The sequence below is a fragment of the Paraburkholderia sp. 22099 genome (genome assembly GCF_052045835.1).
Classification (GTDB): Bacteria; Pseudomonadota; Gammaproteobacteria; order Burkholderiales; family Burkholderiaceae; genus Paraburkholderia; species Paraburkholderia terricola.
In genome coordinates this window covers 61808-84190 of the sequence record NZ_JBQEPU010000025.1, presented here as the reverse complement: position 1 = coordinate 84190, position 22383 = coordinate 61808, and the positions used below count along the sequence as shown (strand labels likewise).

Sequence of the window (22383 nt, the reverse complement as noted above, 5' to 3'; positions counted from 1 at the left end):
CCGTATCGGACACAACCGGCCCGATATGAAAGCTCGGTTGGTCCAGTCGTTCGTCGAGCGGACCGCTGCAGCAGCGGCAGTTGGGACCGTCCCGCAACGCGCGCTGCGTTAGCGCGGGAAAAATCGCCGGGCCGTCCCATGAGCGATAGCGCTCCCGACATACGCTTGAGCGCGCGCGAAGACCGGCCCGAAGCGGCACGCCGGGCACCGCACGCCGGTCAGTTGCCCACGCCGCTGCGCTTCTTGAAGGCGCTCAGAATGTGCCGCTCGAGCGCGTTGTAGTCGCCGCCGAAGTGATGGCTGCCCGAGGTGCGGATCACCTCGATGCCGGTTTTGCCGAGTACCGGACACAAGGTGTCTTTCTCGCTCTCGCCGTAGAAGCACTGCACGATCGCGGGCGGCACGCGCGCCACTTCGGGCAGCACCTTCAAGGCCCTATCGCTTGCCGGCATGCCGAGCCAGCCGCCCACGCGAATCTGGAAATCGGCGTCGGGCGCGAAGCCGAGCAGCGCGATCAACGACACTTTCGCGCGCTGCGCCTCGGGCAGCCGGTTGTACGCGAACGGCATCACGTCCGCGCCGAACGAATAGCCGATCAGCGCGATGTGCTGAGCATGCCAGCGTGAGCCGTAGGTTTGCATCACGCGCGCGAGGTCGCGGCTCGTCTGCGCGGGCGGCTTCTCGCTCCAGAAATAACGCAGGCTGTCCCAGCCGATCACGGAAACGCCGTCTTTCTGCAACCCTTGAGCGATGGTCTTGTCCAGATCGCGCCAACCGCCGTCGCCGGAAATCACGATCGCCATGAGCCCGTTTGGCTGCGCCGCCGGCAACTCGATGAGCGGCAAGTCGGAGACGTCCTCGTCGCTCGTCGACACCGCTTGCAGATGCGGCGTGAGCAACGCGACGAGGCGCGCGCGATCCGCGTTGCCCGTCGCGGCCTTTTCGACGAAGCCCGGCACCTTGTCGCGGATCACGGTCGGGTCGGGCGGGCATGGCCGAAAGCGCGCATCGAGCGTGCGTTCCGCATCCACGGTCACCGCGCCGGCGATCGTGTTCGACGGCGCCTGCTCCAGCACGTGCATCGCGAGCGTCGCGCCCTGCCCCGTACCCGCGACGATCGGCGCGAAATAATGGCTCGATTGCGATTGCCGTTCCAACTGGTGGCTCAAGGCCTCGGCATCGCCCACCAGTTGATGGCAGGCCTCCTTCCGCGCGCGCAGATTGGCCGCATAACGCGCCGTATCCACGCCGACGGTCAACGCGCCGGCCTTGGCGAGCTCATCGGCAGCCTGCTGGTCCGCGGCGCTCCAGCCGCTCGCTTGCGAGTACAGCACGACGAAACCCCGCAACGGTCCCGCCGGCTGCGTGACCCTGACCTCGCCATAACGGCCGCCCGGCACGATGCTGGTCGCGGCGTGGGCGCCGCTGCCGCCGATCAGGCAGCTCGCCGCCACGGCGAGCCTGAAGAAACGATGCAATGTCATGAGCGCCGGCCTCCCGCCAGCAATGACAGGTCCGCGAGCGTGAAGAACACGCCCACCGAACCCGACGCCGCGAGATAGCGCGGCTCCCAATGCGGCTGGAACTTGCTCTTGAAAGCGCGCAGTCCGCGGAAGTTGTAGAAGCGGCCGCCGAAGCGCCACACGATGCCGGCGAGGCGATGCCAGCGCGACGCCAGCGGCGTGGGCTGCATGCCGGAGAGCGGCGCGATGCCGAGACTCAGCGAGCGGAAGCCCGCCTGCTTCAGATGCAGCGCCAGTTGCGTGAACAGGTATTCCATCGCGTAAGGCGAGGCGCTCGCCACATGCCGCATCACGCCGACCGTGGCTTCGGTATGCATGTCGGTCGTCATGAAGGTGACGAACGCCACCGGCTCGCCGTGCTGGCGCACCAGCATCACCGATTGCGCGGCGAGGTAGTCGTCGGTAAACGCGGCGACCGAAAAGCTCTTTTCGCGCGCGTCGCGGCTGCCGAGCCAGCCGTCGGAAATCTGCCGCAGCGTTTCGAGCGACGCCGGCACATCGGCCCGATGAATCACGTCGACGGTGAAGCCGTCACGCTCGCCACGCTTGAGCGCATAGCGCAGATGCGCGCGATGCGAGCCCTTCAGGTCGAAATCGTCGAGCACGACGTGGGCTTCCTCGCCGAGCTTCATCAGCGTGAGGCCGGCGTCGAGGTAAAGCGGCAACGCGTTGGCGCGCACCTGATAGAACGCCGCGCGCCCGCCGTGCGCATGCGCGAGCGCGACGAACTTGCCGATCAGGCCGGCCCATTCCTCGCGCGGCCCCACCGGATCGTGCAGCGCGGCCCACGTGCGGCCGTTTTTCGCGTACATCAGGAAGGCTTCGCGCGACTCGGAAAAGAGGAAGCTCTTGTCGCCCATCAGCGCGAGGCCGGCGTCGCTGCGCTCCTGCGCGCGCACGATGCGCGCCGCGTCCTGCAGATCTTCCGGCGCCGGCTTGACGAAATGGCCGGGCGCCGGGCGCAGCAGTTGCCAGAAACAGAACGTCGCGGCGAACAGGCTCGCGGCCAGCGTGGCGCGCAACGCACGCGGCGCGCGTTCGTCGAAGGCGAATTGCCACCACAGGTCGTCCGTGTACGGCACGTCGCGGAAGGCGAACAGCATCACCCAGACGGCCAGCATCAGCACCATCGCGACAGAGACCAGCCAGCCCGCCGTAAAGCGTTCGGCGAACAGCGACGAGTGACGATTGAAGCGCTTGCGCGTGGCCAGCAGCAGCACGATCAGCATGCCGAGCACGGCCGCCTCCACGAACGCGAGACCCTTGGTGAGCGACAGCGCGAGGCTCAGCACCGCCAGCAGCAAGGTCATCCACCAGGCGGCGTCCAGCCGGCGCAACAGCCCGCGCGCGACGAACAGCAGCAATACGCCGAGCACGCTGCATAGCAGCTGCGAGCTTTCGAGCACCCACAGCGGCAGCACGTCGCGCAGAATGCGAATGCGTTGCCAGAACGCGGGCGTCGCGCTGGAAATCACCAGCATGCCGCCGACCACGAACGTGACGAGACTCAGAAACAGCGGCGCGAGCTTCGATACGGCCGCCGCGTGGTGCAGCGGCAAACGCCCTTTCAGCGCGCGGCCCTCGAAGCCGGCGAGCAGCGCGGCCGAGACGACCAGCGGCGCGCCGAAGTAAATCGCGCGATAGGCGAGCAGCGCCGCGACCATCTGCTGGGTGGGCACGCTGCCGTTCAGCGTGAACACCATGGCGGCTTCGAATACGCCGACGCCGCCGGGCGTATGGCCGATCATGCCGAGCAGCATGGCCGCGGCATAGACGGTGATGAAGGTGACGAAGCTCACGTCCGCATGCGGCAGCAGCGCCCACAGCGCAAGGCCCGCGGCCACCACGTCGACCACGGCGAGCGCCACTTGCTCGAGCAGATCGCGGCGCGCCGGAATGTCGAACGACAGCCACGCCCAGCGCGTGCGGACCGCGCGCGTGTCGCGACGGCAGGCAGCGGCCGCGAGCGCAAGCGCGATGAGCAGCGCCGCGCCGCTCCAGCGGAGCGCCATCGGTGTGAGATGAAGCATCGGCGCGAGCGGGCCGGCGGCGCAGACCATGCCGAGCGCCGTCATCAGCACCAGCGCGAGCGCCAGCGACACGCTCGTGAACACCGTCATGCGGCCGATCTGCGCGGGCGTGACGCTCGCCACGCCGTAGACCCGCGCGCGCACCGCGCCGCCCGTCAACGCGCCGAACCCGGTCGCATTGCCGAGCGCCGAGCCTGCGGTGGCGCCGATCCACAGCGCGGCGCGCGGCACGGCGACGCCCAGGTATCGCAAGCCGACGAGATCGCGGCCGACCAGCGCCACATAACTGAGCGTGGTCGCGGCGAGCGCGGCGGTCCACTCGCCGGCGCTCAGGTGACGCAATTCGCGCATCACCGAGCGGTAGTCGACCGCTTGTGAAAGATGCTGCAAGACGATCAGCAGCAGCCCGCCGATGACGAGCGCGAGCAAGGGCGAGAGGATTCCCCGGTGGCCAAGCGTTTTCGATGCACGGTCGAACATCGCGACTAGCCGGTCGAACTTATTGTTATGTCGATGGAACATGGTCAATGCGGGCCTTGCGTGGAGCTGTCACGACGACGGGTCGTCTGCCGCGACATCGCCTTGCCTCGGCGATTACAACGAGATAACGGCAAAACATTGAAAAGGTTGACAGCAGCAGCCGTTCAACCCGGGATTAACCTGGGCTCGTGATCGAGGCTGAATGCGCGTTGCGCGTTTGCCATGGCGGTGCGCAAGATGATTGGGTCGAGATGTCGACGAGGATCGCGCCGCGCTCGACAGGGGCAGGAGTGTAAACGCGAATCGCGTCGTGCGGGATGAAGATTCGGCGTCGCGCCGATGATCCGAAACAGCCATGAGCGATCCGTAAGCCGCTCTGCTCTATCAAGCTTTGCGCTTCATGTGCCGTAAATGGAAGTAACGGCCCGGCAACCTGTCGCGAACGTGCCGCGTGAAGCGAAGTTCGACCCAAGGAGAACGATGATGGCGAATCAGGAATGGATGATGGCGGGAATCTGTCTGCTGGGTCTGGTGTCGACCGCGCTTTTGATGAGTTCGTTTTCCGCGCGAGCGATGAAGATGCGAAACGTCGTGGCGAGGGTGTCGAAGCGCACTCGCGACTGAATACGCAAGCAAAGCAGTAGGCAACCGGACGGGCGCGCGTGAATCGCGAGCGTGCTGCCGCGAGCGCGGCAGAGACGGCGCACTCGCGCGCCCGCCCGGTCTTGCAGCCGGTGCCGGCTGCGGTACTGCCCTTACTGCGTGCGCTTACTGCGGACGGCGGTGCGCTTCAGCGATCACGGCGCAGGTTTGCAGATGCAGGTTCAGCGCGTGCAGCGCCAGGGCGCGCAGTTTGCCCAGCAAGGTGATGTTCTTGGCGGTGGTGGCGCGAGCGGCTGCGGTATGAGTAGCGGTGTTCATGGTGGGCTCCTTTATAGGGTTTATACCTAGGGAATAACCCGATTATAGACCTATCCTGTCGCACTGCAACAAATATTAAAAACCCGCTGTGGACTTGTTGCGCGACGGTCACGGCCGCTCGCTGCGTCTTCCGCAGCGGAATGGCCTCAGCGCCCGGCTATTAGCAAACCGCACCGTACAGGTGCAATAATGGCCCTTTGCCTGCGACGGCACGCCGCAGACCCGCCTTCATGCCCGTCGTCCAGAAAGCCCTAATCGCGCCGCTCATCGTCGCCTGCGCGATGTTCATGGAAAGCGTCGACGCCAATGTGATCGTCACCGCATTGCCGGCCATGGCACGCGACTTCGGGCGCGATCCGGTCACGCTGAAAATCGCGGTGACGAGTTATGTGCTCGGTCTCGGCGTGTTCATCCCCGTGTGCGGCTGGCTCGCCGACCGTTTCGGCGCGCGCACTATCTTCCGCACCGCGATCGGCATCTTCGTGACCGGCTCGCTGTTGTGCGCCGCGTCGAACTCGCTGGCGACCTTCACGCTCGCGCGTTTCGTGCAAGGCGTGGGCGGCGCGATGATGGTGCCGGTCGGCCGCATCATCATTTTCCGGGTGGTCCACAAATCCGATTTCATCCGCGCGATGAACTACCTGAGCGTGCCCGCGATGCTCGGCCCGGCCGCCGGGCCGCTGCTCGGCGGCTTCATCACGACCTATCTGCACTGGCGCCTGATCTTCTTCATCAACGTGCCGATCGGCATGCTCGGCATCTATCTGACCAACCGGCACATCGCCAATACGCGTGAACCCGACCCCGGCCCGCTCGACTGGATCGGTTTCTTTCTCTCGGCGGCGGGCGCGGTGCTGCTTCTGCTGGGGCTCTCGCTGGTGGGCGGCGAACTGATTTCGAATCGGGACGCCTTCGGCATGTGCGCAAGCGGCGCCGTGCTGCTCGCGGGTTACGTGATGTACGCGCGGCGCGTCGAGTTGCCCTTGCTCGATCTGCGCTTTTTCAAGGTGCCGACGTTCCAGGCGAGCGTGCTCGGCGGCTCGCTGTTTCGCATCGGGCTCGGCGCCTTGCCGTTTCTGCTGCCGCTGATGCTGCAGGAGGGCCACGGCATGAGCGCGTTCGAATCCGGCCTGATCACCTGTGCTTCCGCGTTCGGCGGCATGTTCATGCGCACGGTCGCCTCGAGCGTGCTGCATCGCTATGGCTTTCGCTCGGTGCTGGTGGTCAACGCGGCATTGTCGGGCTTGTCGATCGCGGCGTGCGGACTGTTTTTCCCCGGTACGCCGGTCTGGATCATCTGGGTGGTCGTGCTGCTCGGCGGCTTCTTTCCCGCGCTGCAATTCACGAGTCTGAACTCGCTCACTTACGCGGAAATCGCGAGCCGCGACGTGGGCCGCGCCACCAGTCTCGGCAGCGTGGTGCAGCAGATGTCGCTCGGTCTGGGCGTGACGATCGGCGGTATCGTGCTGCAGATTTCGCGCGCACTGCATGGGCATCCGAGCATTATGTGGTCGGACTTCTGGCCGGCGTTCCTGGTGGTGGGTTTGTGCTCGTTCGCCTCGATTCCGGTCACGCGGCGCCTGCCGCACGGCGCCGGCGACGAGATCGCGCGCGGCGGCCGCGGCTAACCCGGCGCCCTTAACCGGGCTGCTTCTTGCGAATCACGCTCACCTCGCCGTTGCGTTCGAGAATCGCGGCGGCCACGTTGTCGAACGAGCACGCGCCGGTTTTCTGCCGCACGCTCTCGCGAATATCGGTTGCCGTAATCAGCGCGGCGTTCATTTCGTCGTCGTTGAATTTGCCGTTGCTGAACACCTCGCGTTCGCCGCCGCCGACCAGCCGCTCCAGCCCATGCGAGTGCACGCAAGCCCACGCCAGCAGCCGATGGCACACGACGATCACGAACGCGGCCGCGATCGTCGCGAGAAACGGCGACGCGCCGACGATCGCCCGGCTCAGCGTCGCGCCGAGCAGGATCACCACCACCAGATCGAACGGCGAGCGCTGCCCGAACGAGCGCCGGCCCGAGATGCGGATCAACACCAACGTGATCACGAACACGATCACGGCGCGCAGGCCCATCTGCAGCGGATCGAGATTCCTGCCGTCGCCAAACAGCGTGAAAATCACGTCGTTCATATCGCCCTCCTCGCGACAGGCGGCCGCCCTGGTTTTCTCTGTCGCGAGCGGCGGCCGCAGCGTTCATAGGGCGCGCAGCAAACGATGTGCCTCGGGTATTCAATGCCCGCAAGGCAGCGCGATGCCCGGAACGTGAAGCGATGAAAACGGGCGTGAGCGCGGCTAGCCGCCACCGCCCCCGCTGCGCCGCTGTTCGACCTGCGCCAGCAACGCATCGAAGCGGGCAAGCTCGACCGGCTTCACGAGATGAACATGGAAGCCGGCCTTTGCAGTGCTCTCGCGATCGCTCTCATGGCCGAAGCCGGTCATCGCGGCGAACATCGTGTCGGCGAGTTCCGGCATGGCCCGCAGCGCCGCGAGCGTCGCGTAGCCGTCCATCTTCGGCATCGCCAGGTCGATCACGGCGAGATGCGGCGCAAAGCGCGGCGCGACGTGCAGCGCCGCCTCGCCCTCGTAGGCGATGCGCACTTCGTGGCCTTTGAGTTCGAGCAGCATCGCGAGACTGTCGGCGGAGTCGCGGTTGTCGTCGACCAGCAGGATGCGCAGCGGCGCAACCTCGCCCGAGGCCTCGCCCGGCTGAGCGGCGGCGGCCTCGGAGGGCGCCGCGGCGAGCGGCAGACTCAGCGTGAACGTGCTGCCGCGCCCCGGCCCCGCGCTGCTCGCGACAATGCTGCCGCCATGCATTTCGATCAGCGACTTGCACAACGTGAGGCCGATGCCGAGGCCGCCTTCGCCGACACTTTGCCCTTCCTTTTCCTGCACGAACAACTCGAAGATCGTATCGAGCGAACGCAGCGGAATGCCGCAACCCGGGTCGCGCACTTCCATCACGGCCATCTGATAATCGAGGCGGACCACGATCTCGATGCGGCTGCCCACCGGCGAGAACTTCGACGCGTTGTGCAGCAGGTTCTGCAACACCTGCACGAGACGCGTCATGTCGCCGCGCACGACCACCGGTTCGCGCGGCAGGTTCGTTACAACGGTCTGCGAATGCGCGTCGGTAAACGGCCGCGCCGCTTCCATGCCGCGCGCCACCACCTCGCCGAGATCGACGCGGCCAATGCGCAACTCGACCTTGTCCGACATGATCCGGCCAATGTCGAGCAGATCGTCGACGAGCCGCGTGAGATGCGTGACCTGGCGATCGATCAGATCGCGCGAGCGCGCCAGCGTGGGACTCACTCCCGCCTCGATCTGCATCACGCCGATCGCGTTGCGCACGGGCGCGAGCGGATTGCGCAACTCGTGCGCGAGGGTCGCGAGAAACTTGCGCATGCGTTCGCCCGAGCGCTCCAGTTCTTCACGCTGACGCCGCTCGGTCAGATCGCGCGTGATTTTGGCGAAGCCGCGCAGCCGCTTCGATTCGTCATACACCGCCGTGATGTTGACGTTGGCCCAGAAACTCGAGCCGTCCTTGCGCACGCGCCAGCCTTCGTCCTCCACGTGGCCGAGCTGCCGGGCGATCGCGAGTTCGCGCGCGGGCTTGCCCGCCGCCGCGTCTTCCGGCAGATAGAACACCGAGAAATGCCGGCCGACGATTTCGTCGCGCGCATAGCCTTTGATGCGCGCGGCGCCCTCGTTCCAGCTCGCCACATGACCTTGCGGATCGAGCATGAATATCGCGTAATCCTTGACGTTGTCGACCAGCAGACGAAAACGCTCCTCGCTTTGCCGCAGCGCTTCGAGATATTCGCGTTTCGCGGTCAGGTCGCGCGTGATCTTGGCGAAACCGCTGAGCAGGCCCGCCTGGTTGCGGATCGCCGTGATCACGACGTTGGCCCAGAAGGTCGAGCCGTCCTTGCGCACGCGCCAGCCTTCGTCCTCGAAGCGGCCGGTCAGCGCCGCCTGTTGCAGTTCGTAGGCGGGCCAGTCGCGCGCCAACGCTTCCGCGGTGTAGAAGCGCGAGAAGTGCTGGCCGATGATCTCGTGTTCGGTGTAGCCCTTCATTTTCTGCGCGCCGACGCTCCAACTGACGACATGCCCGGTCGCGTCGAGCAGGAAGATCGCGTAGTCCTCGATCGCCTGCACCAGCGTCCCGTAATCGACGTTGACGAGCGCGCTCGCGCGGACGGCGGCGGGATTCTGGGCGGGACCGCCGTTCTCGCCGGCGGAAGGGAGATCGAACTCTTTCATGGGATCGGGAAGAATAGAGGTTCATTCAAAAGCATACACCGCCGACAGCCGGCCGCCTCGCTCATCAGGCCGTGCGCGCCGTTGCGACGGACCCGGGCCGCGCTATTTGTGTAAAGCGCCGCGCACGCTCGACACGTCGCGCGTCGTCACCGGCGCTGCCGCATTGCCCCACGTATTGCGAATGAACGTTAGCACGTGGGCCATTTCGCTGTCGCTCAACTGATCGGCGAACGACGGCATCTTGCGCGGCTCGGGACCGTGTTCCGTGCGCGGGCTCCGGCCGCCCTCGACGAGCAAACGCACGAGCGACGTGCTGGACGCCGACAACACCGCCGGATTGCCCGCGAGGCGCGGATACTTTTGCGGCACGCCCGCGCCGTCCGTCTGATGGCAACGCGCGCAATAAGCGGCGTAGAGGCCGGCGCCGGGCCGTTCGACATCGCCGGTTTTCAGCGCCTGCACGCTCTGCCGCGCGGCGCGCGAACGCTCGTTGAAGTGCCCGCTCGGCGCGCGCGGCGGCAAGCTCTTCAGATAGGCGGCGAGCGCCGCGAGGTCGGCGTCGCTCAGATATTGCGTGCTGTCTTCCACCACCTGCACCATGCTGCCGAACGCGATCAGTCCGCCGCCGTGGCCGTGCTTCAGGAACGCGGCGATGTCCGCGGCCGAATGCCTGCCGAGACCCGAGCCGGGGTCGCCCGTCAGATTCGGCGCGAACCAGTGGTCGTTGGTGCCGCCCGTCAGAAAGAGCGGATCGGCCTCGCTATAGCCGCGCTCCTGGTAGGCGGCTCCGCGCGGCGTGTGGCACGTGCCGCAATGTCCGAGCGACTGCGCGAGATACGCGCCGCGATTCCATTGCGCGTCGCGGGTCGGCTCGGGCTTGAACGGGCCGCTCGGCGCGAAGGCCCAGTTCCAGACCGCGAGCGCCCAGCGCTGGTTGAACGGAAACGGCAGGCGGGTCGCGGGCGCGGGTGCCGCCACCGGTTGCACGCCGTGCATGAAGTACGCGTAGAGCGCGTGCAGGTCGGCATCGTCGATCTTCGCAAACGAGGGGTACGGCATCGCCGGATACAGCCGTTTGCCGCCGGGCGCCACACCCTCGCGCACGGCGCGCGCGAAATCGTCGTAGCTATAGCGGCCGATGCCCGAGCGCGGGTCCGGCGTGATGTTCGACGAGTAGATGGTGCCGAACGGCGAAACCATGCCGAGGCCGCCGGCGAATGCAGGCGTTGCGGTGGGCGCGGCGCCGGGGTGCGTCACGCGTGGCGGGGCTGTGTGGCAGCCGGCGCAGTCGGCGGCTTTCGCGAGGTAGGCGCCGCGGGCGATCTGGGCGGTGGTGGTGTCGGTGGTGGGCGCGGTGCTGGTCGTGACGCCGTTCGCGGTGCTATTCGCCGTGCTGTTCTCGGTGCCGCCCGTGCCGCCGTTCGCGGTGCTATTCGCCCTGCTGTTCTCGCTGCCGCTCGCTGTGCCGCCCGTGCCGCCCGCGCTCGACACCAACGCCAGCGTCACGACGCCGCCGAGCACGGCATGCCAAAGCCGGCGCCACCCCGGCCGGCCGCCGTGCCACGCAACGTGATCGCTGAACCCGCGCATCGTCACCACCCCCTGCATGGCGACACGATCGCCAACGCCACGTCGGTCGCGATCAGCGCGAACAGGAACAGCGCGCTGCACATCGCGGCGATGCGGCTCAGGAACCAGTCCAGTTCGGCGCGCGTGCGGCGCTTGCCGCTCAACGCGCCCCACTGCATCGGCCCGATGCGGCGCATCGTGCGCCACGCGGTCAACGTGCCGAACACGCCGGCCGCGAGACACAGCGCGCTCACCGTGAAAAGCGCCGGACGCATCCACACGACGAGCGGCGCCGACAGCGGCCGATCGAACGGATAGCAGCTCTGCGCGGCGAGCGCCTCCGTCGTCACCATCTGCGCGAGCCATGCAAACGGCGCGAGCAGCAGGCCGATCAGCATGTGGCGCATGGCCGGATGCGGCACCTGCGGCGGCTCGCGGCTCAGGCGCGGCGTCATGTCATCGGTCACGACCACCCCCGAAACAGGTAAGGCGTCAGATACAGCGTGCTGAAAATAAACAGCCACACGACATCGACGAAATGCCAATACAGCCCGCCGATCGTCAACGCGGCGCAGCGTTGTTCGTCGAAATAACCGAGCGCGGTCCACAGCAGCAGAAACAGCAGCACGACGATGCCCACCGCCACGTGCGCCATATGAAAACCGGTGATCGTGAAATACAGCGAACCATAGAGATGCGTGCTCAAGCCATACGGATGCGCGCGCCACTCGATCAACTGAATGCCCATGAACGCGCAGCCGAGCACCACGCCTAGCGCCATCGACGCCGCCGCCCAGCGCAGACGGGCGCGCCGCACGCAGCGCTCGCACAGCCACACGAACACGCTGCTCGACAGCAGAATCGCCGTGTTGGCGATGCCGAGCCCGAGCTTCGGCAGCCCTTCAGGCGGCCAATGCTGCGGCGTCTGCGAGACCAGGTACAGATACGAAAAGATCAGATAACCGAACAGCGAACCTTCGGTGGCGATCAGCGTGAGGCACCCCCACCAGCCGCCCGAGCGCTCGCCGGCGCTGCCCACCGGCAAGGGGCGCGGCTGCGCCGGCTCGCGTGAAGGCTGATTCAGGTCGACGGCGTCGCTCACGTCAGCCTCCCGCGTCGCGCACGGCGACCGGCTCGCGCTGGATCAACGCGCGCTCGGGCCACAACCAGACCACGATCGATACCGCGCAGCCCGCCAGCATCGCGCCCGCGAAAATCCACGCGCCCGTCGCGAGCCCGGCGAACACCAGCGTCGCGAACACCGCGAGCCAGAACGGCGCATACGAATCGCCGGGCATCTTCAGAATCACATCGGGGATGGCTTCGAGCGCGGTCGTGCCGAGCGCCTCGCGGCCCTGCGCGAGCAGATAGCCTTCGTCGAGTTGCGAGCGCATGGGGACCGTGATGCCCGGCTCGTCGATGCGGCCTTCCCACAACGGATGACGGCTCGCGAGCCACGGCACGACCGCGAAGTTGTACGGCGGCGGCGGCGAACTCATCGACCATTCGAGCGTGGGCGCGTCCCACGGATTGTCGCCGGCCGGCTTGCCGCGTTTCAGGCTCACGAGCACGTCGATCAGAAAGATCAGCACGCCCGCCGCGAACAGAAACGAACCCAGCGACGTGATCAGATTCGCCGTGTTCCAGCCCATCTCGGCGGGATAGGTGTAGATGCGTCGCGGCATGCCGAGCAGCCCCGCGATATGCATCGGAAAGAACGCGACGTTAAAGCCGACGAACAGCACCCAGAAACCGAGCTTGCCGAGGCGCTCGCTCATCATCTTGCCGGTGAACTTCGGAAACCAGAAATAGATGCCGCCGATCACCGGGAACACGTTGATGCCGAGCAGCACGTAATGCAGATGCGCGACCACGAAGTACGTGTCGGTGAGTTGCCAGTCGAGCGGCACCGCTGCCGTCATCACGCCGGAGACGCCGCCCACCACGAACAGCAGCACGAAGCCCGCGAAGAACAGGAACGGCACACGAAACACCGGCCGGCCCGTCCAGATCGTCGCGATCCATGCGAAGGTGGCGACCGCGCTCGGAATCGCGATCACCATGCTGGCCGCGCCGAAAAACGACAGTGCCAGCGCCGGAATGCCGGTCGCGAACATATGGTGAATCCACACGACGAAGCCGATCACCATCGTCGCGACGGTGGCGAGTGCGACCGGTCCATAGCCGACCAACGGCCGCCGGCAAAACACCGGCAACGCATCCGAGACGATGCCCATTGCCGGCAGCACGACCGCATAGACCCACGGATGCGCGAAGATCCAGAACAGGTGCTGCCAGAGCAGCGGACGGCCGCCGTTGAGCGCGTCGAAAAAATGCGTGCCGATGCGCCGATCCATCCACAGCAGCAGGAACGCGAGACTCACCGAGGGCACCACCAGCAGATTGCCGCCCGACGCGGTGAGCGTGCCCCACACCAGCACGGGCATCCGGTCGAGCGACATGCCCGGCGCGCGCATGCGCAGCAACGTGACGACGAAGTTCATCGCGCCGACCGTCGTCGAGATGCCGAGCAGCACCATGCCGAGCGCGTACACGTCGATATTCGGCCCGCTGCTGTATTCGAGGCCGGAGAGCGGCGCGTAGTTGAACCAGCCGGCGTTCGGCGCCTGGCCGCTCGGAAAGCTCGCATACAGAAAGATGCCCGCGAACAGAAACACCCAGTACGACAGCGCGTTCAGCCGCGGAAACGCCATGTCGCGCGAGCCGAGCACGAGCGGCCACAGGTAGTTCGAAAAGCCGGACAGCACGGGCAACGCGTACAGAAAGATCATCGTCACGCCGTGCATCGTGAAGAGCTGGTTGTATTGCTCGGGACTGAGCACGGTCGCGTTGGGGCGCGCGAGCTGGACACGCATGATCAGCGCTTCGACGCCGCCCATCAGCAGAAAAACGAACGCGGTGACGAGGTAGCGCAGGCCGATGGTCTTGTGATCGACCGTGGAGAGCCAGCCGCGCCAGCCCGGCGGGGCTTCCCAGATTTCGCGCAGGCGCTTTTCCTCGGCGCTGCCCGGCAGCACGCGGCCGCGCCGTGGCGTGCGCGCAAGTGGCGACGCGGCGGGCGGCGTGCTCGTTGAAGCGGTGTTCGTAGCGCCCGGTGTGGCGGCGGACGCGGCGTGATCGGACATCGAAAGGCGCTCCGTAATGTGTCGGGAGGGTCGGGCGGGTCGGCGGGATTTCAACGCAGCGTCGCCAGATAGGCGGACAGCGCGGCGGCGTCGTCCGTTGTCAGCGCGATATTCGGCATCAACGCCTCCGGCTTGATCCGCTGCGCGTGCTGAATCCAGTCGAGCAGATGATCCGGCGTATTGGTCAGCGCGCCCGCGGCGATCGTGCGACGCGAGCCGAGATGCGTGAGATCGGGCGCTTGCAGGCCGGCTGCGTCGGTCCCGCGAATCATGTGGCAGCCGGCGCAGCGCTCGGCGAACAGATGCCGGCCCGCGGCGAGCGCACGATCGCCAGGATCGCCACGATCGCTGACGGGCGCGGCCGGTCGTCCTTGCGCGTCGCGCCAGGCATTGAAGTCCGCGGCGTTTTGCGCGACCACCTCGAAGGCCATGTGCGCGTGCTGCGCGCCGCAAAACTGCGAGCACTGTCCGCGATAGACGCCGGCATGATCGGCCTGAATCCACTGCTCGTTGGTTTGTCCGGGGATGGTCTGCGTCTTGCCCGCGAGTTGCGGCACCCAGAACGCGTGCACGACGTCGGCGCTTTTGAGCTGAACCTTGACGGGCTCGCCGACCGGAATATGAATCTCGTTGGCCGTGCTGAAGTTGCGGGCCGGGTCGGGATCGTCGGCGTAGTCGACTTTCCACCACCAGTCGTATGCCGTGACGGTGATGGTCAATTGCGGATGCGCGGCGGGCGAAGCGACCGACTCGAGCGTCACCAGCACATAGACGAGCATCGCGAACAGGACGATCGACGACACGCCGGTGCCGACATAAATCCAGCGCATGCCGCCCGCCTCCGCATCGAGGGAGTCGCTGGGCGCGGCCGGACGCTTGCGCGCGATCGCGCCGAACAGCAACCCGGCGACGATCAGCGTCACGCAGACGGCAATGGCGGTGAGCGCCCAGCCGAGCCGCATCGTCGGCGCGGCGGCAGGGCCGGCCGCGTGCAGGAAGTAATTGAGCGGCGCCGTGGGCAATGCATGAGTCGTGGATGCCACCCAGGCGATCGCCGCGAGCATGACGCGCGCGCACGCGTCTCGTGACGCACGAATGCCGTTGCTTCGCGTGGGCATCGCTCGTTGCATGCCGCTTTTGCTCCATGGGTTCGCCGTTCAGGGTCGTCACCCGGCAGGTTTTCCGACCTCGCGCGGGTGAGCATCAACCTGGTGAACCAGCAAGAAACGAACCTTTCAGGCGTAAGCAGAACGGCATCGGAACATCGCGGAGCGTAGGCGCAAAAAGAACCCGGTAGTGACCTCTCGATCATCTACCGGGTTCGATCAACGCTTCAGCCGACTGCAACCGGGCCTCACAGTGAGAACCTACCCCGCCGCGCTCACTTTTTCCGCCAGCTTCGCGTCGTAACTGGAATGCACATGCACCCGCTTTTTCTCGGGATAAGCGTACGAATACGCCTTGCGCAGCGCCAGCGATGCCTCGTGGAAACCGGACAGAATCAGCTTCTGCTTGTTCGGATAGTTGGCGATATCGCCGACCGCGAAGATGCCGGGCCGCGAACTCTCGTAGTTCGACGTATCCACGTCCACGCGGCCGCCGTGAATCGTCAGCCCCCATTGCGCGATCGGCCCGAGATCGGCGACCAGCCCATACAGCACGACGAGCTCTTCCGCTTCGAGCCGGCTCTCGCCTTCGATATGCCGCAACGTGATCGCCTTCAACGCATCGTCTTCCACGACGAGCCCCGCGATCGCGCCGACGACGAAGTCCATTTCCCCGACCGCGACCGCGTCTCGCATCAACTCCACGCTCGAATCGGCCGCGCTGAAACCGTTGCGCCGGTGCACCAGCGTCAGGCGCCGCGCGACCTTGCGCAGCGCCAGCGCCCAGTCGAGCGCGGAATCGCCGCCGCCCGCCACCACCACCGTCTTGTCGGCGAAATCGGCGAGACGCTGCACGCTGTAGTGCACGTGACGCGACTCCAGCGCCGCGGCTTCGGGCAGCAACAGTTTCTGCGGCACGAATGCGCCGTTGCCGGCGGCGAGCAGGATCGCCGCGACGTCGAACACGAGGCCGCGATCGGTGCGCACGGTCCAGCGTCCGTCGCCGCCCTGCTCGACCGACTGGACGCGTTGCTCCAGATGAATCGGCACGTCGAATGGCTTACATTGCGCCATCAACCGCTCGACGAGTTCACGCGCGGTGCAGGATGGAATCGCCGGAATATCGTAGATCGGCTTGTCGGGATAAAGCTCGGTGCATTGGCCGCCGATCTTGTCGAGCGCATCGACGATCTGGCACGACAGGCCGATCACGCCCGCCTCGAAAGCGGCGAACAGCCCCACGGGGCCGGCGCCGACGATCAGAACGTCGGAGCGGATCGGTTGCGTTTGCGGGTCGGCGGCGGGCGTCATTCGGCGTCTCTTCGGATGGGTGGATAACCCACCATACAGAATCAGCCCCAGCCCGGCAACGATGTCATTACACGCGGTAAGGGCGCTGGCGACGGAACAGCGGGGACCGGACGCGCGGGGTTCCGATCGACCGGGATGTCCAATATGATGACGCCATCCCACTGAATCGCCGCGGGCTCCCGCGCTCGCCGCCTCGTTGAACATGACCCGCGATTCCTCCCAGACCGCGCTATTGCGGATCGTCGCCGCCGGCTTTTTCATGCAGGCGCTCGACACGACGATCGTCAACACCGCGTTGCCGTCGATGGCGCACAGCCTGCGGGTCGCGCCGCTCGCGATGCAGCCGGTCGTGGTCGCCTACACGCTGACGATGGCGATGCTCACGCCCGCCTCCGGCTGGCTCGCCGACCGCTTCGGCACGCGGCGCGTGTACTTCGCGGCGATTCTCGTGTTCGTGCTCGGCTCGATAGGCTGCGCGAGCGCGCATACGCTCGGTCAACTGGTGGTCGCGCGAATCCTGCAAGGCGTCGGCGGCTCGATGCTGCTGCCGATCGGACGGCTCGCCGTGCTGCGCAGCGTCTCGGGCGAGCAGTACGTATCGGCGCTCGCGTTCATTTCGGTCGCCGGCCAGTTGGGACCGATCGTCGGACCGACGCTCGGCGGCTGGTTCGTGCAAACGATCAGTTGGCATTGGATCTTTCTGATCAACGTGCCGATCGGCGCGCTGGGTCTTTACGCGGTGCAGCGGTTTCTGCCGGCGCATGGCGAAACCCGGGCGCCGCCGTTCGACTTCCTCGGTTGCGGGCTGCTGTCGCTTTGCATGATCGCGTTTTCGCTGGCGATCGACGCGCCCGTCGAGACGCATCGCGCGGCATGGTCGGTCGGGCTCTTCGCGCTCGCCGCCGTGAGCGCGCTCGCCTACATTCCCTACGCGAGACGCCGGCGCGATCCGCTCTTCAAACTGTCGCTCTTCGGCGAGCCGAACTTCAGCGTCGGCCTGATCGGCAATCTGTTATGCCGGATCGGTTCGAGCGCCGTGCCGTTTCTCGTGCCCTTGCTGCTGCAATTGCAGTTGGGCTACTCGCCGCTGCATTCCGGCCTGATGATGCTGCCCGCGGCGCTCGCCGGCACCGTCGCCAAACGCTGGATCGCGCCGCTCATACGACGCTACGGTTATGACCTGTTCCTGCTCGTCAATACCGTGATCGTCGGCTTGTCGATCGTTGCGTTCGCGCTGATTTCGCGCGGCACGCCGCTCGTCGTCGAGGCCGCGATTCTCGCGGTGTTCGGTGCGGCCAACTCCATGCAATTCGCGGCGATGAACAGCGTCACGCTCAAGGGCCTGTCGCATGAAGACGCCGGCAGCGGCAACAGTCTGTTTTCGATGGTGCAGATGCTCGCGATCGGGCTCGGCGTGTCGATCGGCGGCGGTCTGGTGAATCTGTTTTCGGCGCAATGGGGCTCGGCCACGCTCGGCTTTCGCCTGAGCTTCGTGTGCGTCGGCGCGATCACGCTGGTGTCGGCCTGGGTGTTTCGCCATCTCGACGAAGCGCCCGCCGCGCGCGCGGTGCGTGCGCGGGCGACACAGGGCGCGGGGCGCTGAACGAGCGCGTCCTCGGCCCCGGCTTTTCAATTCGTCAGTCCGGCAAGCGGATGCCGGAGAAGCTCGCGCAAGCTTCGATCAAACGCTCCTGCACGGCGACGTCGCGCACGGCCGGATGCGTCTCGCGCGGCTTCATGTGATAGAAGTATTCGCCGCTGACGGTTGCCGCGGGTTCGTCGCTGACCGCGAGCCAGGCTTGGGTTTTGGGCGCGGCCCGCAGATCATCCGGTGCGCCCGCCCCGCCCATTTTCGTCGCGACCCAGCCCGGCTCCAGCGCATTCGACAACACCCGCGGCCAGCGGCGCGCGATCGCGAACGCCAGCAGCGCGTCATGCAGCTTCGAGTCCGAGTACGCCGCCGTGCCCTGCCACGGGCGCCGCTCCCACGCGAGGTCGTCGAGGCTCGCGTCGCCGCTGCGATGCAAACCCGAACTCAGGTAGACGAGCCGCTTCGGCTTCTCGATCAGCGCCGTCAAGATGTAAGGCGCCAGCGTGTTGATCGCGAACACATGCGGCAGACCGTCGACGGTGGCGATCCGGCGCGGCTCCTGATAGCCGACCGCCGCGTTATGGATCACCGCGTCGAAGCGGCCGAGCCGATTCGCCTGCCCGGCCAGCGCGACGGTGGCCGCGATACTCGAGAGGTCGCCGGTGAGTATCGTTTGCGCTTCCGGTATCGCTTTTAACGCGTCCTCGGCGCGCGCCGCGTTGCGCGCATGCAAAACCACCTGATGCCCGGCGTCGACCAGAAGACGGGCGGCCATCTGACCGAGGCCATCGGCGGAACCGGTTATGAAAACACGCGACATGAGGAGTTCTCCGTTGATCGGTTCAAATATGCCCGATGCATGACGAGAATCTGGTTTCATCGTGCATCGGACGAACGCACCTAGCTTAGCGCGCGCTCCGCGATTGACGCGATAGCGTGGCTGTCATTCGATTCATGACGCCGCATCATCTATTCGCTGTGACGTGCGGCATGACGACGAACCGACGCATGATTTAAAACGGACTTTCGCGTTAGCATGTCGTGCAACGAATACATAACAAAAGGACTATCACATGCCATTTGACGAGCGCATGCTGAACGGCATGGGCGTGTTGACGGCGATCGTCGATTGCGGCAGTTTCGCGGCGGCGGGCGAAGCGCTCGATATGTCGCAATCGGGGGTCAGCCGTTCGGTGGCGCGGCTCGAAGCGCGCCTCGGCATCCGGCTATTCGATCGCACCACGCGCTCGGTCGCGCTGACCGACGAGGGCCGGCGTTTCTACGAACAGATCGTGCCGCTGCTGGGCGGGCTCGAGGAAGCGGCAGCCTCCGCGACCCGGGGCGCGAGCGCCGTTCGCGGACGCCTGCGCGTGAACATGGACCCGTTCTTTTCGCGCCTCGTGCTCGGGCCGCGACTGGGCGGCTTCATCGACAAGCATCCCGATCTGCAGCTCGAACTGGTTACGCGCGACCAGTTGGGCGATATGGTCGCGGACGGCTTCGATCTCGCGGTCCGCTTCGGCGAGCCGCCCGTGTCGACGCTGATCGCGCGCAAGCTGCTGGATACGCGCATTCTGACCGTGGCCGCGCCGTCGTATCTGAGGAAGCATGGACATCCTGCCACGCCGGCCGAACTCGAAAGCGGCAAGCACGTGTGCATCAAGTTTCGCGACCCGCTCACGGGCTATCCGTTCAGTTGGGAATTTCATCGCGGGCGCAAGAAGATGGTGATCGCGCCGCAAGGCCGCCTGACCGTGAACGACGTGGGCACCTTGCATAGCGTGTGCAAGGCCGGCCAGGGCGTCGCGCAGATTCTCGCGCTCGGGGCCGAGCCGCTGCTCGCCAACGGCAAGCTCGTCGAACTGTTTTCCGACTGGGGCGACGAGGTTTATCCGCTGTATGCGCTCTACCCTTCGCGGCATCATCCACCGGCGAAGGTGCGGGCGTTCTTCGACTTCATCGTTTCGCTGACTGGCGGCGCGCCGCGCGAACCGGCCGGTTGATTCGGCGGCCGGCTTCACGCACGCCCGCGACGAAGCGACGAGGCGCGAGTGCGCCGCGTCGATAAGCCCGCGCCGGGAAAGCCGTCTCAGGAAATCGTGTAGCGGTTTTGCGTGCCGCTCGTGTACACGTTGCGCGCGAGCGTGAGAATCTGCTCGCGATGCCGGTCGAAGGCGGCCAGCACGGCCGGTTCGTCGGCGCCCACGCTCGGGCTCAGCGTCGAAATCACCGATTGATTGACGGCGAAAGCGATTTCACGCGCGTTGTCGTAGCCCCAGAAATTGACGCAATGGTGGAAGGCGTCGTAACTGCGGCTTGGGTTCGGAAAGTTGAGAGACATATCGGGCCCCCGCGAGATGTGTTTCCGCTTCACGGTGCGCTGAAAGGCCCACCCGGTCAAGCCCTCGTTTATCAGGAAGGGGCGCTACCAGGTCCGTTGCGCTCCGCCGGGCAAGGCATGAGCCGCACCGCGGAATTCGCGCGCGGGTCCGAGCCTTGCTGGCGTGTAAGCGTCTTCGACACCAGGAGCCAGATGATGAGCGACACCAGGGAACCCGCCAAAAACAAGCCGGCCGACATCGAGCATCCGCAACCGGCCGTGCACAGCGACAACGAGAAGAGCAAGCTGCCGGAACGCGACGATGAAGGGCGCAATCAGTCGCCGGCGGACAGTCCCGGCAAGAAACCGGGTGAAGGCGAACCGTCGGTTGGTTGAAATGTCAAGCGCCAAACGGGAGGCGGCTTTGCTGCGTTTCAGCGACGAAGCCGCACAAATTTTTCTTTTGAAACCCTTTCAGAAGCCGGACAATTTTTTCCTATTTATTACCGATTATTTTTTTGACGTGATGAACTATTTTTCTGCTTGCAGCGATGTGTGCGTCAAGCAAACCGGCTGCCGCCCCTCAACTGATAACAAAGGCGACGCCCATGTCCATCCCTTCAACCTCCTTCAAGGGCCCTAAAGTTTCGATTTGCCTGCCCACCTGCGAGCGTCCCGAACTGCTCGTGCAGTGTATCGATTCGTGTCTTGCGCAGACCTACGGCAATCTGGAGATTCTGATCGGCGACGATTCGAGGAACGCGCAGACGCAGCAGATGATCGCCGCGCGCTATGGGAAGGAATCGCGCGTGCGTTATACGCTCAATCAGCCGCCGCTCGGCCAGGCGCGCAATGTGGCGAGCCTGTTCGAGCGCGCGAGCGGCGACAAGATCGCGCTGATTCACGACGACGACCTGCTCACCACGGACGGCATCGAGAAACTGGTGTCGCTGTGGAAGCGCCATCCGCGACTGGACGCGGCATTCGGCGATCAGTACGAGGCCGATCACACCGGCTCGATCGACTTGCGGGCCAGCACGCGCCTGAACACCGCGTTTCGACGGACGAAAGAAGCCGAAGGCCTGCAGCCGCTGCCCGGCCGAACCGGTCTGATCCAGATGTTCCCCAACAACGGCTGGATGGCCGACGCCAAACTCGTCAAACGGATCGGCTACAAGGAAGAATATGCGGTGTGCTGCGATTTCGTGTTCGGCACCGAACTCTGTCTCGCGGCGCGTGAGGTGTTCTATCTGCACGATTACGTGTCGGTGTATCGCAAGACGGCAACCTCGATCTCGCACCGCACGCGCGGCACCACGGCCGCCGCGGCGGTGAGCGCCTATGCGTTCGTCAAGGCGTTGAAGCTGCCGCCGCAACTGGAGCCTTCGCGCAAGCTCAGCTTGCGCCGTCTCGCGCCCATCGTCGTCTCGGTCCATGCGAAGAATCGGCTGGCGCCCGGCGGCTTGAAGATCGCGCTCTCCCATCTGTCCGCGTACAGGTATGGGCTCAGTATCCGGCTTTACTACCATCTGCTGATGCTCTCGCGCGCGGCGCTGCGCATACGGCCGCAGGCCGCCGCCGCGGCCACCGTCGCGGCGGTGGCCGCGGTGCCCGGTGTGGCCGCCGGGCAGGCCGCGGCAGTGACGGAGCTCGTCAAGGAACTCGCCGCGGAGCAATCGGAGCCGGTGTGACGCCTCATGACGCGTGTGCATGAGCGTCTGCATGAGCGGCGGGTTGATTTCATCGTTTGCGGAAGCTGGCTAGCGCGTGCGATATGCGCGTTTTCTGCTAAGCATCCGCTGCTTAGCAAACGCGTATTTGTTGCTTGGTCCGGCGCGCCATGCTGATTACGATGAAGTCGAACATCATCCGCCCCAAGGTGAGCCGCCATGTCCGACAGTGCCTGTTTCAAGCCCCGCGTGATCGAACCGGTCGTCGATAATCAGCCCGAGGGACTCGGGCTCGCGGTGGAGTTGTGGCTCGCGCATCCGGTCGACGGCATCGCCGGGCGCGCGGTGCAGATTCACTTGCGCAGCGGCGCGAAGATGGCGCAGGCCGAGGCGCTGCGCGATCTGCTGCATGCGTTCGGCACGGACATCGTGGTGGCTTGA

At 65.9% G+C, this 22383-nt stretch carries 21 protein-coding genes; 8 read left to right on the top strand and 13 right to left on the bottom strand.

Features of this window, described 5'->3' with window-relative positions; translation table 11 throughout:
* Window positions 1–218: 218 nt before the first annotated feature.
* Together ACTJLC_RS22745 and mprF are read right to left on the bottom strand one after the other, a co-directional pair.
* On the bottom strand, window positions 219–1484 hold the full coding sequence (locus ACTJLC_RS22745; RefSeq protein ID WP_073431094.1) for a virulence factor family protein: 1266 nt from the start codon (window positions 1482–1484) through the stop codon (window positions 219–221).
* A complete protein-coding gene (gene mprF, locus ACTJLC_RS22740; RefSeq protein WP_227470737.1) occupies window positions 1481–4033 on the bottom strand; it encodes a bifunctional lysylphosphatidylglycerol flippase/synthetase MprF in 2553 nt (850 codons plus the stop codon). The genes ACTJLC_RS22745 and mprF overlap by 4 nt, the downstream gene beginning before the upstream one ends.
* Before the next feature lie 411 nt (window positions 4034–4444).
* Here mprF and ACTJLC_RS22735 point away from each other — a divergent pair, with 411 nt between their 5' ends.
* Window positions 4445–4657: a hypothetical protein gene (locus ACTJLC_RS22735; protein WP_143031967.1), complete on the top strand. Its 213-nt coding sequence runs from the start codon at window positions 4445–4447 to the stop codon at window positions 4655–4657.
* A gap of 144 nt (window positions 4658–4801) precedes the next feature.
* Here the strand turns inward: ACTJLC_RS22735 and ACTJLC_RS22730 are convergent, their stop codons facing one another.
* Window positions 4802–4954: a hypothetical protein gene (locus tag ACTJLC_RS22730; protein WP_167363301.1), complete on the bottom strand. Its 153-nt coding sequence runs from the start codon at window positions 4952–4954 to the stop codon at window positions 4802–4804.
* 230 nt (window positions 4955–5184) lie between these two features.
* On the opposite strand from ACTJLC_RS22730, the gene ACTJLC_RS22725 reads away from it, so the two are divergent.
* On the top strand, window positions 5185–6582 hold the full coding sequence (locus tag ACTJLC_RS22725; protein WP_310132430.1) for an MFS transporter: 1398 nt from the start codon (window positions 5185–5187) through the stop codon (window positions 6580–6582).
* Window positions 6583–6592: 10 nt separating this feature from the next.
* Here ACTJLC_RS22725 and ACTJLC_RS22720 read toward each other — a convergent pair whose 3' ends face one another.
* The 8 genes from ACTJLC_RS22720 to ACTJLC_RS22685 all read right to left on the bottom strand — a co-directional run bounded on the left by ACTJLC_RS22720 (window position 6593) and on the right by ACTJLC_RS22685 (window position 16361).
* Window positions 6593–7093, bottom strand: coding sequence for a DUF421 domain-containing protein (locus tag ACTJLC_RS22720; RefSeq protein ID WP_073431091.1), 501 nt, complete (start codon window positions 7091–7093; stop codon window positions 6593–6595).
* A gap of 162 nt (window positions 7094–7255) precedes the next feature.
* Window positions 7256–9229, bottom strand: a complete 1974-nt coding sequence (locus tag ACTJLC_RS22715) for a PAS domain-containing hybrid sensor histidine kinase/response regulator (RefSeq protein WP_073431090.1) — start codon at window positions 9227–9229, stop codon at window positions 7256–7258.
* Window positions 9230–9331: 102 nt separating this feature from the next.
* On the bottom strand, window positions 9332–10819 hold the full coding sequence (locus tag ACTJLC_RS22710; RefSeq protein ID WP_440845177.1) for a c-type cytochrome: 1488 nt from the start codon (window positions 10817–10819) through the stop codon (window positions 9332–9334).
* 2 nt (window positions 10820–10821) lie between these two features.
* Window positions 10822–11265 carry a hypothetical protein gene (locus ACTJLC_RS22705; protein WP_310124990.1) on the bottom strand — a complete coding sequence of 148 codons (444 nt, stop codon included), beginning with the start codon at window positions 11263–11265 and terminating at the stop codon, window positions 10822–10824.
* Window positions 11262–11900: a cytochrome c oxidase subunit 3 gene (locus tag ACTJLC_RS22700; protein WP_310132421.1), complete on the bottom strand. Its 639-nt coding sequence runs from the start codon at window positions 11898–11900 to the stop codon at window positions 11262–11264. Before ACTJLC_RS22700 ends, ACTJLC_RS22705 begins: the two co-directional genes overlap by 4 nt.
* A gap of 1 nt (window position 11901) precedes the next feature.
* Window positions 11902–13944: a cytochrome c oxidase subunit I gene (ctaD, locus tag ACTJLC_RS22695; protein WP_310132418.1), complete on the bottom strand. Its 2043-nt coding sequence runs from the start codon at window positions 13942–13944 to the stop codon at window positions 11902–11904.
* Window positions 13945–13994: 50 nt separating this feature from the next.
* Window positions 13995–15008: a cytochrome c oxidase subunit II gene (gene coxB, locus ACTJLC_RS22690; RefSeq protein WP_310132658.1), complete on the bottom strand. Its 1014-nt coding sequence runs from the start codon at window positions 15006–15008 to the stop codon at window positions 13995–13997.
* 303 nt (window positions 15009–15311) lie between these two features.
* Window positions 15312–16361, bottom strand: coding sequence for an NAD(P)/FAD-dependent oxidoreductase (locus tag ACTJLC_RS22685; RefSeq protein WP_310124980.1), 1050 nt, complete (start codon window positions 16359–16361; stop codon window positions 15312–15314).
* 202 nt (window positions 16362–16563) lie between these two features.
* Here ACTJLC_RS22685 and ACTJLC_RS22680 point away from each other — a divergent pair, with 202 nt between their 5' ends.
* Window positions 16564–17964 carry a DHA2 family efflux MFS transporter permease subunit gene (locus tag ACTJLC_RS22680; RefSeq protein WP_310132415.1) on the top strand — a complete coding sequence of 467 codons (1401 nt, stop codon included), beginning with the start codon at window positions 16564–16566 and terminating at the stop codon, window positions 17962–17964.
* A 34-nt stretch (window positions 17965–17998) separates the two neighbouring features.
* Here ACTJLC_RS22680 and ACTJLC_RS22675 read toward each other — a convergent pair whose 3' ends face one another.
* Entirely contained in the window at window positions 17999–18772 is a 774-nt protein-coding gene (locus tag ACTJLC_RS22675; RefSeq protein WP_310124975.1) for an SDR family NAD(P)-dependent oxidoreductase, read from the bottom strand.
* Window positions 18773–19025: 253 nt separating this feature from the next.
* On the opposite strand from ACTJLC_RS22675, the gene ACTJLC_RS22670 reads away from it, so the two are divergent.
* On the top strand, window positions 19026–19955 hold the full coding sequence (locus ACTJLC_RS22670) for a LysR family transcriptional regulator (protein ID WP_310132413.1): 930 nt from the start codon (window positions 19026–19028) through the stop codon (window positions 19953–19955).
* 86 nt (window positions 19956–20041) lie between these two features.
* Here ACTJLC_RS22670 and ACTJLC_RS22665 read toward each other — a convergent pair whose 3' ends face one another.
* The gene (locus tag ACTJLC_RS22665) at window positions 20042–20293 is read right to left on the bottom strand and encodes a DUF1488 domain-containing protein (protein WP_073431083.1); all 252 of its coding nucleotides are present in this window, start codon (window positions 20291–20293) and stop codon (window positions 20042–20044) included.
* Window positions 20294–20488: 195 nt separating this feature from the next.
* On the opposite strand from ACTJLC_RS22665, the gene ACTJLC_RS22660 reads away from it, so the two are divergent.
* The 4 genes from ACTJLC_RS22660 to ACTJLC_RS22645 all read left to right on the top strand — a co-directional run bounded on the left by ACTJLC_RS22660 (window position 20489) and on the right by ACTJLC_RS22645 (window position 22383).
* Complete coding sequence (locus ACTJLC_RS22660; protein WP_073431082.1) at window positions 20489–20668, top strand: hypothetical protein; 180 nt, start codon at window positions 20489–20491, stop codon at window positions 20666–20668.
* A 1-nt stretch (window position 20669) separates the two neighbouring features.
* Entirely contained in the window at window positions 20670–20915 is a 246-nt protein-coding gene (locus ACTJLC_RS22655; RefSeq protein WP_440845172.1) for a hypothetical protein, read from the top strand.
* On the top strand, window positions 20881–21963 hold the full coding sequence (locus ACTJLC_RS22650; RefSeq protein ID WP_073431081.1) for a glycosyltransferase family 2 protein: 1083 nt from the start codon (window positions 20881–20883) through the stop codon (window positions 21961–21963). The genes ACTJLC_RS22655 and ACTJLC_RS22650 overlap by 35 nt, the downstream gene beginning before the upstream one ends.
* 198 nt (window positions 21964–22161) lie before the next feature.
* Entirely contained in the window at window positions 22162–22383 is a 222-nt protein-coding gene (locus ACTJLC_RS22645) for a hypothetical protein (protein ID WP_073431080.1), read from the top strand.

What these genes read in the sequence shown, in the direction of transcription:
- ACTJLC_RS22655 (WP_440845172.1), top strand. Translation starts at nt 20,670, where the DNA reads ATGTCAAGCGCCAAACGGGAGGCGGCTTTGCTGCGTTTCAGCGACGAA.
- ACTJLC_RS22670 (WP_310132413.1), top strand. Translation starts at nt 19,026, where the DNA reads ATGCCATTTGACGAGCGCATGCTGAACGGCATGGGCGTGTTGACGGCG.
- ACTJLC_RS22735 (WP_143031967.1), top strand. Translation starts at nt 4,445, where the DNA reads ATGGAAGTAACGGCCCGGCAACCTGTCGCGAACGTGCCGCGTGAAGCG.
- ACTJLC_RS22725 (WP_310132430.1), top strand. Translation starts at nt 5,185, where the DNA reads ATGCCCGTCGTCCAGAAAGCCCTAATCGCGCCGCTCATCGTCGCCTGC.
- coxB (WP_310132658.1), bottom strand. Translation starts at nt 15,008, where the DNA reads ATGCTCGCGGCGATCGCCTGGGTGGCATCCACGACTCATGCATTGCCC.
- ACTJLC_RS22680 (WP_310132415.1), top strand. Translation starts at nt 16,564, where the DNA reads ATGACCCGCGATTCCTCCCAGACCGCGCTATTGCGGATCGTCGCCGCC.
- ACTJLC_RS22685 (WP_310124980.1), bottom strand. Translation starts at nt 16,361, where the DNA reads ATGACGCCCGCCGCCGACCCGCAAACGCAACCGATCCGCTCCGACGTT.
- ACTJLC_RS22730 (WP_167363301.1), bottom strand. Translation starts at nt 4,954, where the DNA reads ATGAACACCGCTACTCATACCGCAGCCGCTCGCGCCACCACCGCCAAG.
- ACTJLC_RS22665 (WP_073431083.1), bottom strand. Translation starts at nt 20,293, where the DNA reads ATGTCTCTCAACTTTCCGAACCCAAGCCGCAGTTACGACGCCTTCCAC.
- ctaD (WP_310132418.1), bottom strand. Translation starts at nt 13,944, where the DNA reads ATGTCCGATCACGCCGCGTCCGCCGCCACACCGGGCGCTACGAACACC.
- mprF (WP_227470737.1), bottom strand. Translation starts at nt 4,033, where the DNA reads ATGTTCGACCGTGCATCGAAAACGCTTGGCCACCGGGGAATCCTCTCG.
- ACTJLC_RS22720 (WP_073431091.1), bottom strand. Translation starts at nt 7,093, where the DNA reads ATGAACGACGTGATTTTCACGCTGTTTGGCGACGGCAGGAATCTCGAT.
- ACTJLC_RS22650 (WP_073431081.1), top strand. Translation starts at nt 20,881, where the DNA reads ATGTCCATCCCTTCAACCTCCTTCAAGGGCCCTAAAGTTTCGATTTGC.
- ACTJLC_RS22710 (WP_440845177.1), bottom strand. Translation starts at nt 10,819, where the DNA reads ATGCGCGGGTTCAGCGATCACGTTGCGTGGCACGGCGGCCGGCCGGGG.
- ACTJLC_RS22675 (WP_310124975.1), bottom strand. Translation starts at nt 18,772, where the DNA reads ATGTCGCGTGTTTTCATAACCGGTTCCGCCGATGGCCTCGGTCAGATG.
- ACTJLC_RS22745 (WP_073431094.1), bottom strand. Translation starts at nt 1,484, where the DNA reads ATGACATTGCATCGTTTCTTCAGGCTCGCCGTGGCGGCGAGCTGCCTG.
- ACTJLC_RS22715 (WP_073431090.1), bottom strand. Translation starts at nt 9,229, where the DNA reads ATGAAAGAGTTCGATCTCCCTTCCGCCGGCGAGAACGGCGGTCCCGCC.
- ACTJLC_RS22660 (WP_073431082.1), top strand. Translation starts at nt 20,489, where the DNA reads ATGAGCGACACCAGGGAACCCGCCAAAAACAAGCCGGCCGACATCGAG.
- ACTJLC_RS22645 (WP_073431080.1), top strand. Translation starts at nt 22,162, where the DNA reads ATGTCCGACAGTGCCTGTTTCAAGCCCCGCGTGATCGAACCGGTCGTC.